General features: G+C 67.6%; 8 protein-coding genes and 1 pseudogene. 7 read left to right on the forward strand and 2 right to left on the reverse strand.

Features of this window, described 5'->3' with window-relative positions:
- Positions 1–567 precede the first annotated feature (567 nt).
- The 6 genes from ACFY2A_RS05925 to ACFY2A_RS05950 all read left to right on the forward strand — a co-directional run bounded on the left by ACFY2A_RS05925 (position 568) and on the right by ACFY2A_RS05950 (position 7,275).
- Positions 568–1,977: a phage major capsid protein gene (locus ACFY2A_RS05925; protein WP_387169011.1), complete on the forward strand. Its 1,410-nt coding sequence runs from the start codon at positions 568–570 to the stop codon at positions 1,975–1,977.
- A gap of 72 nt (positions 1,978–2,049) precedes the next feature.
- Entirely contained in the window at positions 2,050–2,250 is a 201-nt protein-coding gene (locus ACFY2A_RS05930; protein ID WP_387169014.1) for a hypothetical protein, read from the forward strand.
- A gap of 14 nt (positions 2,251–2,264) precedes the next feature.
- Positions 2,265–5,444 carry a hypothetical protein gene (locus ACFY2A_RS05935; RefSeq protein WP_387169017.1) on the forward strand — a complete coding sequence of 1,060 codons (3,180 nt, stop codon included), beginning with the start codon at positions 2,265–2,267 and terminating at the stop codon, positions 5,442–5,444.
- Between the two features lie 95 nt (positions 5,445–5,539).
- Positions 5,540–5,965, forward strand: a complete 426-nt coding sequence (locus ACFY2A_RS05940; RefSeq protein ID WP_387169020.1) for a hypothetical protein — start codon at positions 5,540–5,542, stop codon at positions 5,963–5,965.
- An 83-nt stretch (positions 5,966–6,048) separates the two neighbouring features.
- Positions 6,049–6,618, forward strand: coding sequence for a hypothetical protein (locus ACFY2A_RS05945; protein WP_387169023.1), 570 nt, complete (start codon positions 6,049–6,051; stop codon positions 6,616–6,618).
- A gap of 198 nt (positions 6,619–6,816) precedes the next feature.
- Positions 6,817–7,275 (forward strand): hypothetical protein, encoded by a 459-nt coding sequence (locus ACFY2A_RS05950; RefSeq protein ID WP_387169026.1) that lies wholly within the window; start codon positions 6,817–6,819, stop codon positions 7,273–7,275.
- 88 nt (positions 7,276–7,363) lie between these two features.
- Here the strand turns inward: ACFY2A_RS05950 and ACFY2A_RS05955 are convergent, their stop codons facing one another.
- Positions 7,364–7,582 (reverse strand): helix-turn-helix transcriptional regulator, encoded by a 219-nt coding sequence (locus tag ACFY2A_RS05955; RefSeq protein WP_387169029.1) that lies wholly within the window; start codon positions 7,580–7,582, stop codon positions 7,364–7,366.
- A 262-nt stretch (positions 7,583–7,844) separates the two neighbouring features.
- Here ACFY2A_RS05955 and ACFY2A_RS05960 point away from each other — a divergent pair, with 262 nt between their 5' ends.
- On the forward strand, positions 7,845–7,997 hold the full coding sequence (locus ACFY2A_RS05960) for a hypothetical protein (RefSeq protein ID WP_387169032.1): 153 nt from the start codon (positions 7,845–7,847) through the stop codon (positions 7,995–7,997).
- Between the two features lie 132 nt (positions 7,998–8,129).
- On the opposite strand, the pseudogene ACFY2A_RS05965 reads toward ACFY2A_RS05960, so the two are convergent.
- Positions 8,130–9,029: pseudogene (locus ACFY2A_RS05965) on the reverse strand (magnesium chelatase domain-containing protein); the annotation flags it as partial.
- Positions 9,030–9,201 lie beyond the last annotated feature (172 nt).

A 9,201-nucleotide genomic window follows, 5' to 3' on the forward strand; every position in this document is an offset into this window, starting at 1 on the left:
CGCTCGGCAGCGAGGTCCGGGCGGGATCTACTTCGACGCCCGGTGCCCGACCTGCCGACGGGCATGCAACTCCGAACGTGGTAACCGGCCGTTGTCTGGTGTGGCTGCCACGGAGGCCGATTTCGAGGATTACGAGGGTGGCTACTGAATGAAGAATCGTCGGCGACCTGCGCAGGAGATACCGCCGGAGGCTGCCCCTTGTGCCGGTTGCTCTCGACCGGCTGCCGTTAAACGGCGGATTCACCGTGGCATGACGTGGCGGCCACGTGGCCGCTGGCATTGGCGCTGAAATGGCACGCCGCTAAACCTCGTGTTGGAATAAAACACGCACGATCGAGCTGCGGTCTTGTCGACCCCCTTTTCTCACGTCGGGGGGCACGACTCGAAAGCCCGGCCATAAGCCCTCTGCTTACTCCTGAGGGTGCCGGAGCTGCCACCGCGCCGACGTGCCGGGGTTCGCCCCGCCGGGGTCCGGCACGCAGTTCCCTGACCCGCCACTCCCGGGCCAAAACAGACACGTTCCTACGTCTTTGCGGCCCGGAGTTGGCTGCGGAAGGGCAACCGGATATGACCGAGCTGGAGAAGCTCAAGAAGCGTCAGTTCGAACTCGCCGATCGACTGAGCGAGATCGCCCACAGCGAGGGCGAACTGACCGAGAAGCAGTGCCGCGAGATCGACACTCTCGGTGAAGAGGTGCGCAGCAACGAGCAGGCGATCGACAAGATCCGTGCGGACGAGCGGCGGCGCAAGCTGGTCGAAGAGTCCCGGGCCAAATGGGGCAGCACCCACGTCAGCCCGGCCACGGGCGACCCGTACGACATCGACACCCGCCGGGCGGACAGCCGGACGGTGCTGGAGCGGGCACGGCAGATCGTCGGCGAGCGCGGCCAGGTCACCGAGCACCTGGCCGACGAGCAGCGCGCCCAGGTCGAGAAGCTGCTCCGCACGAAGACCGACGCGACCGACGGTGCGGAGATCGCCCGTCACATCGTCGCCTCGTCCCGCGAGGAATACCGCAGCGCGTTCATGAAGGCGGTACGCGGCAAGGCGGACGAGATCACCGACGTCGAGCGTCGGGCGATCTCGGAGGTCCGGGCGCTCGCGATCGGCACCGGTTCGACCGGTGGATTCGCCGTGCCGGCCGTGCTCGACCCGACGCTCATCATGACCGGGCAGGGCTCGTCGAACCCGATCCTGAACATGGCCCGGGTCGAGACCATCACCAACGACAAGTGGAAGGGTCTCAGCTCCGCCGGGATGACCTGGCAGTTCAACGCCGAGGCGGCCGAGACCACCGACAACAGCCCGGAGGTCGCGCAGCCCGAGGTGCCCGTACACCGGGCGGACGGGTTCATCCCGTTCTCGATCGAGGTCGACATGGACTGGCCGAGCTTCGCCTCGGACATGTCGACGCTGATCCAGTCCGGCTACCTGGAGCTGCTCGCGGAGAACCTCGCGATCGGCACCGGGGCGAACACCCCGGTCGGCCTGGTGTCTCGCCTGGCTGCCACGACCACGGCACGGGTGGGGACGGCGACGGCCGGCACGGTCGCTCCGTCGGACATCTACGGGTTGTGGAACTCCCTGCCCGAGCGGATCCGTGGCCGCCAGGCCAACGCGTGGCTGTCGAGCGTCTCGGTGGAGTCGACCATCCGGCAGTTCGGTACGACCGACCCGAATTTCTCGGTGAACATCACCGAGGACGGCATCTCGCGGCTGTTCGGTCGCCCGTACCGGACCACGGACTACATGAGCCCGGCCGTCTCGGGCACCACGGCCGGCAACCTGCTGGTGGTCGGCGACATGCGCGGCTTCCTGGTCGCGCAGCGCGCCGGTATGAACATCGAGCTGGTCTCGCACCTCATGGGTACGAACCGGCGGCCGACCGGCGAGCGTGGGTTCTTCGCCTGGGCGCGGGTCGGCTCGGACGTCATCGACCCGACGGCGCTCAAGCTCCTGCAGAATAAGACCTCCTGATCCGGTTTTCGGTGCTGCGGGGGTGGGCGAGGCACCTCCGCAGCACCGACCGCCCGAGGAAGGGGCGCAGGCATGGAACCACTCATTGTCAGGCAGGCCAAGTTGGCTGCCCGGATGGTCGAAGAGACCGGCGAGTACCGCAGCGGCGAATTCCACCAGCGGCGTTGTGCGGGGGCTGGCTGCCGCGTGATCTGTGGCCGCTACGACGGCAGGCGGGCCGACGTGCTCTGCCGCGACTGCCGTAGCCCGAAGACCGCCGACGAGAAGAACTGAGAGGCAGCTCGACCGTGACAGACGCCTTTCCCACTGAGGAACTGCCCGTCACGGTCGAGCTGTGCCTCAAAGGCGACTCTTGGACCGACATCAGCGGGGACGTCCGGCTGTCGGATGCCGATTCGGGCGGTGGGTTGACGATCGCCAGGGGCATCCGGTCTTCGACCACCCGAACCGATCCGGCGACCTGCACGGCGGTACTCGATAACCGCCAGGGCAAATACTCGCCCCGCTGGCCGCTGTCGACCAACTTCGGCAAGATCGGGCGCAACACCCCGGTGCGTGTCGGGATCGAGCTGGCCGCCGACGACTACGGGCGAACCGACACGGCAGGGTGGGGCGGCCAGTGGACCGCATCGGGTGGAACAACCTCCACCGACTACCCGGTGGCTGCCGGGGTGGCGCAGCACCTGCACCCGTCGGCGAACGTCCTGCATCAATCGTTTCTGCCGACCGCCTACACCGACGTAGAGCAGTTGACGAAAGTCAACGTGTCGGCGATAGCGACCGGTTCGGCAGCCAGGGCTGGGCACTACGCCAGGTGGGTCGATGCCGACAACCACCTGTGGCTGCGGCTCGGTTTCGAGACCGGCGGCTCGGTGCAGGTTCAGACCTGCCGTCGGGTCGGCGGGACGCTGACCGTCTTGAACCTCAACGTCGTCGGCACCTACACGGGCGGCCAAGACTGGTGGCTGAGGTCGAGTGTCTGCGACAAGCGACTGTCGGTGAAGGCTTGGCCGGACGGCACCTCTGAGCCGGTCGGTTGGCAGTTGACCTCGGTCGACGGGGCGATCACCGGCCCCGGGCTGGTCGGTCTCGCCTCACGGCGGGAGGCCGGCAACACCAACAGCAACCTCGAAGTGTCGTACTCGGCGTACCAGGCGATCGACCGGCGCGGGTACTTCGAGGTGCCGAGCTGGCCGCCACGGAGGGACATCACCGACAGCGACCGGTGGGTGCCGATCGAAGCTGCCGGCATCTTGCGCCGGCTCGGCCAGGGAACCCCAGCGCTCGACTCGCCGCTGCGGCGGCACTATGAGCGGCTGGCCGCCGACAGCGGCGCGAGCCCGGTCGACTATTGGCCACTGGAGTCCGGCGACGGACGTGAGGCCGAGGCGTTCATTTCGGCGACCGGAGGCCGCCCGCTGCGGGCTTTCCCCGCCGACTCCGGTAACCGGCGCAAGACCGGTGTCGTCTCGGGCAGCCAAGCCGGCCCACCTGGGGGCAGGGAGACGGTAGACCTGTCCGGTCGGGGGATGCTGGTCGCTGGCCTGCAACCGGCTCCGTACTCGACGATTTACACAGTCGAGCTGGGTGTGCTGTTCACCGAACCGGTGGCCGGCGAAGAGTCGGGAGTCGTGTTCCGGCTCCACTGCGGTGACACGCTGATCAACGTCTTCGCCCAACCGACGCCAGGCTACGAGACCTCGATTGAATTGAGTGGCTCCGGCGGGTTCACCTCAGTCGGGACGACCACACGGGTCGACGATGGCCTGTGGCATCTGCTGCGCCTGGAAGTGTCGGACGATGGCGGTTCCTGCGCCTACACCCTGTGGATCGACGGGGCGCAGGTGTTGACCGGTACGGCGTCGGGCGTTGGGTTCGAGCAGCCCACGGAGATTCGGATCTCGCCCTCCGGCGACATGGATGCGGCCAGTCATGTCGCCGTGTGGCGCGGCCTCGGCTGGGGCACCCAGCCGTCCCTTGATGCGTTCACCGCCTACCTGGGCGAGACTGTTGGCGCTCGGATGGTCAGGCTGGCTGCCGAGGAAGGTCTCAGCCTTGCGATTCAGGGCGAGGCGACGGCTCCGATGGGCATCCAGGGGCCGGAGAAACTGCTGGACCTGCTCGGCGAGGGTGCCGAGCTGGACGGCGGTCTGCTGTTCGAGGCGCGCGACGAGCTGGGACTGGTCTACCGCGCCCGACAGGACTTGTTGAACCAGCCGGGCACCCTGATCCAGTTCGCCCAGGTCTCCGAGCCGTTCGAGCCGCAGCCCGACGACTTCGAGCTGTTCAACGATGTCACCGCTGAGGGCAAGGCTGAGGGCAGGGCGAGGGCGGTTGTTGAGACCGGTCCGAACTCGATCCAACCCCCGCCCGAGGGCATCGGCCGGTACGACACCGCGCCGAGGTTCAACGTCGCGGCGGCCAGCCAGCTGCGCAGCTTGGCCTACTGGCAGCTTCATCAGAAAAGCGCCGATGAGGTGCGGTACCCGCGCATACGGGTCGATTTCAGCAGCCGATGGTGGAGCGACACAGAACAGCGGCACCGGGTGGCGGCCACCGACACGGGCGGGATGCTGTTGATCGACGGTCTGCCGGACGACGCGGGGCAGACCCTGCAGATGGCCGGGGGGTACACCGAGACCATCGACGCGTTCGATTGGGACATCACCTTCAACACCACCCCCGGGTCGGTGTGGACCGCCTTCGTCATCGGCGATCCCGTGCGTGGCCGCCTCGCCACCGCAGGCTCCGAGTTGGGGGTGGCTGCCGGCATTGGTGACACTGAACTCGTCGTGCAGACGGACACGGGTAAACGCCGATGGGTGACCACAACTGAGCACCCACAGAGCTTCCCTTTCGCCATCCAGATGGGGGGCGAATTGGTGAGAGTGAACGGGATCGGCGAGCCGATTCTCAACCAGAATTACGACTTCGAGACGACCATCTCGCCGTGGGCCGCCAACCTGTCGGGTACCGTAACCCGCTCAACCGCGCAGAAGCGCTTCGGTGGTGCTTCACTGCTGTTGACGCCCGACGGCGTATCTGCGACTGCGGGAGTCATCAGCGAGCAGGTGCTCGGCATCGTCGCCGGCCAGCAGTACCGCGCGGGGGCGTGGGTTCACTGCGCCGCCGCGCGGACGATCAACCTGCATCACCTGTGGTACGACTCCGGAGGCGGGTTCGTCTCGCTGACCAGCAGCTCGATCGTCGTGCTGGCCGACCGCTGGACGCCGCTGTACTCGATTGCAGAAGCGCCTGCTGGGGCAGCCAGACTCGCCATCCGATTCACGATGGGCAGCACGCCATCAGCAGCCACACTGCTCCACATCGACCACGCGATGATTCATCGCCCGGATGCCGGTGTCTCGCCCCAGACGTTCCACGTCGAGCGCGGGTTGAATGGCATCGACAAGGCGCACCCCGCCGGGACTCGCATTCAGATCGCTATGCGTGACGTGTCGGGCTGACCTGGACACGCCCGGCGGTACGGCAGGGCTTGTGCCGCTGGGAAGCCGCGTTTTCGTGTGGAGAAGACAGCCACCCACACGATGGAGGACGCGAAATGTTCGACGGTCTGGAAGACGAAGCACGGTACTGCCTGGCACTCGCGGTGAAGCTGACCGCAGAGGACGCTGCCCGGCAGGTCACCAGCGGCCAGCCCGACCCGCTACACCGGTTGACCGACGGCTACCGCATCCCGATGTTGGCCAAGGAGCTGATGCGGGTGCGTCACGCCGACCTGTTCTTGGCCGCCGGTTCGGACTGGTGGGACGAGATCGAGTGCGACCTCAACCAGGCGGTAGCTGACCTGCTGCCCGAGCCGGAGTCGGAGAACTACACGGTTCTGTGCACCGTCTGCGGACTCGACTATTGGGGAGCCGATTTCGAGCAGGCGCGTTACCTGCATGACCTCGCGGAGGATCACGCCTGCCAGCCGGGCGAGTGCGGGTCGGATATCGGGGGCGACGCCGGTTCGCTGGCTGCCTGAATTCGAATAATTGTGGCGAATTCATGCGAGATGTTTGGATTTTTACCAGAGAGGCAAGATCGACACCTCAGAAGGAGCCACCAATGACCGCCAAGCGCACCCGCCCCACCTCGCCGAAGCCCTGCCGCTGCTCGACCTTCGAGGTCGGCGAGGCGTTCGAGACGACCGGCTGCGACCGGCAGACCGCCCGGCTGTTCGCCCAGGGCCACGACGCGAAGCTGGTCAGCTTCCTGGTCCGGGCCGAGCTGGACGGCAAGGACATCCATTGGGGTCGTGAGACCGGGGTGCTGTACAGCGGCGACGCCGTTACCGCAGCACAGTCGGTGAGCCTCGCTCTCGCGGCCAAGGCGGGTGCCATGTTGGCGAAGGCGCAGGAGCGGGCAGCCAAGAAGGCGGCCAAGACCAAGAAGGTTGAGCCGGAGATCGACGCCCGGGAGCTGCGCGACCTGGACGAGCTGGAGGTCGACGACCTCGACTCAGACCCCGGTGTGGTCGACGCCCCGGTGCCGGCGACGGGTGCCCACGGTCAGACCATCAAGGTCGGGCGCTGGACGTACCCGGGCACGGTCATGCCGGACGGCGTTGCCATCTACCACGACAAGAAGGGTCACCGCCGGGTCGCCCGGAAGGGTGAATTCAGGGTGGTCGCCTGAGACCTGTACGACCGGAACCCCGGTGTGACTCAGTTCACACCGGGGTTCTCCCGTGCGGGCTGGCCTGCGCTGCTAGTTGATCAAACTTACCCGCTTGTCAAACTAGATGTAGTGGTCGGCATCGCGCCCTTGCCCCACATCTGGGGTTACGCCTACCGTCGCCGCTTGTCCGACACGGGACGACGAGAGGGGTAAGCGATGGGGAAGACCGGGGAGCCGGTGGTGCCGAATGGACCGACGATGGCCCAGCTACGGAGGGTCGCCGTCAAGGCGATGAAAAAACTCGGAGACGTGATCGAGCCGGAGACCATGGTGGGCGGGCCGACCATCTTCGGTGTGGTGGCTGAGAAGTGGCCGGAGGCCGACTTCGCAGCGCTCGCATCGGACGTTGTACTCGCCTCACAGTGGGCGCTGGAGGACTGGAACGAGGCCGAAGAGCGGCGCATCCGAGTCCTCCGCTTCATTCAGGCGGCACAGAGGTGTTTCGACAAGGAACCAGCGCCCGAGCTGGTTCTGCGTCTGGCCGCCATGCTGGAACTCAACCACCGGCTCAACGAGGGACTCGACATTGGGGACGGACAGGAGGCGTACCGCGCCGTCCGCCGTGAGGTAAAGGCGGTGCATCGCGGGGGCAACCCGTTCCTCTTGGTCCCCTGAAGGTTTCCCGGGCCACGAGGGCCGGTAGGGGTGCGACGACACCCCTCCGGCCCTCTCCGTTTGTCCCCGTGGCTCCCGGATGCCCTCGCTACCCCTGCTCGTCCTCGTCTGCGGGTGGGCGTGGCTGCCGGTACTGCGCGATCCAAGCTTCGATGTCCGAGCGCAGCCACACCGCGCCGGCCATCAGGACCTGGAACGGCTTCGGGAATGTCGGGTACATGGCGAGCTGGCGAAACCGCGACCGGCCGACGCCGAGCATCTGCTGAATCTCGCCTGGTCCGACCAGCGGACCGGGGACCTCACCCATGCGCCCGAAGGTAGACACGCCCAGGTCTACCCAATCTGGCCTACGCAATGCGGCCTGCCATGATTGACAGGGGGGCAAGAGCCGGGTTGAGATCGAGATATGCCCCCCGGCTGCTGGAGGCCGAGCCCGGTGGTCGGGGGTGCAACCCGTCTCGGCCCGGGAAGGAGCCCCCCGAATGCAACGTCACGGACCCGTTCGCCCCCTTTGGTTCTGCGCCGCGTGCGCCCATGGCTGGCCCTGCGACCAAGCTCGACTTGAACTGTTGGCCGAGTACGCGAGTGGCAGCTTGCTCGGGCTCGACATGGCCGCCCTACTCGAAGAGGCGACCGAAGACCTGCGCCAGCTCGGCGCACCACTCGACCCGCTGTACGGGTACGTCCGGTTCATGGGCTGGGTCCGGAAGCCCGCCCGATGACCGACCCGATCGGCACCTTCTTATTGGCGCTCGCCGTGGCCGCCCAACTCACCTACGTGTGGGCTGGCCGCCGCAACGCCGAGACGTCGCCACCGGCCGACTGGCGGCCACGGCACCGACGCTGAGATACTCAACGAGCCCTCGGTCTGCGGGTCGAGGGCTCGCCCATGCGCAAAGTCCCACACCCGCTGGAATCGGGAGCACGGTCGCGGTGTGATGAGGTGCCTGGAACGGTGGGCGGCGGATCAACCGGCCACCCGCCGGCAACAGGCCGGCGATCGAATGCAGCGCGGTGACCTCCAGCGCGGCCTCGTCGTCCAGTTCCGGCAGGATCGACGGCAGGCGTTCGGCGAGCATCGTCTTGCCCGCTCCCGGGGGCCCGATCAGGGCCAGATGGTGGCTACCGGCGGCAGCGATCTCCAGAGCGCGGCGGCCCAGACCCTGCCCGGCGACCTCGGCCAGGTCGGGGCCGGGTGCGGCCGGCGGCGGGGCGTCGACCGGCGGCTCGATCAGCGGCGTGCCGTCGCGGACGAAGGCGACCAGCCGGTGCAGGGTGTCCACGCCGCGTACCAGCAGCCCGGGGACGACCGCCGCCTCGGCGGTGTTGTCGGCCGGGACGATCACCCGTTGGACGCCGGCCTTCGCCGCCGCGGCGACCATCGGTAGTACGCCCCGGACCGGTCGCACGGTGCCGTCCAGGCCCAACTCCCCAAGGACCGCCACGCCGTCCAGCGGCAACAGCGGAAGCTCGCCGGAGCCACCGAGCAGCGCCACCGCGATCGCAAGGTCGAACGCCGAGCCGAACTTGGGCAGGGTGGCCGGCAGCAGGTTGAGGGTGATCCGGCGGTTCGGCCACCGCTGGCCGGAGTTGACCACCGCGGCCCGGACCCGGTCGCGCGCCTCGTGCAGGGCGGTGTCGGGTAACCCGGAGATCACCACCCCGGGCAGGCCGGCAGCGAGATCCACCTCCACCTCCACCAACTGCCCGGTCACCCCGACCAGACCGACGCAGAGCACCCGGGCGTAACTCATCGCGCCACCTCGCTTCGCTCGGCGTCACGATGAGGCACCACCACACTGGGCCGAATGATTCGTTCGCTGCGCTCACTCATCGCGCCACCTCGCTTCGCTCGGCGTCACGATGAGGCACCACCACACTGGGCCGAATGATTCGTTCGCTGCGCTCACTCATCGCGCCACCTCG

Origin of the sequence: Micromonospora sp. NPDC000442 (genome assembly GCF_042898635.1) — a bacterium.
GTDB lineage: Bacteria > Actinomycetota > Actinomycetes > Mycobacteriales > Micromonosporaceae > Micromonospora.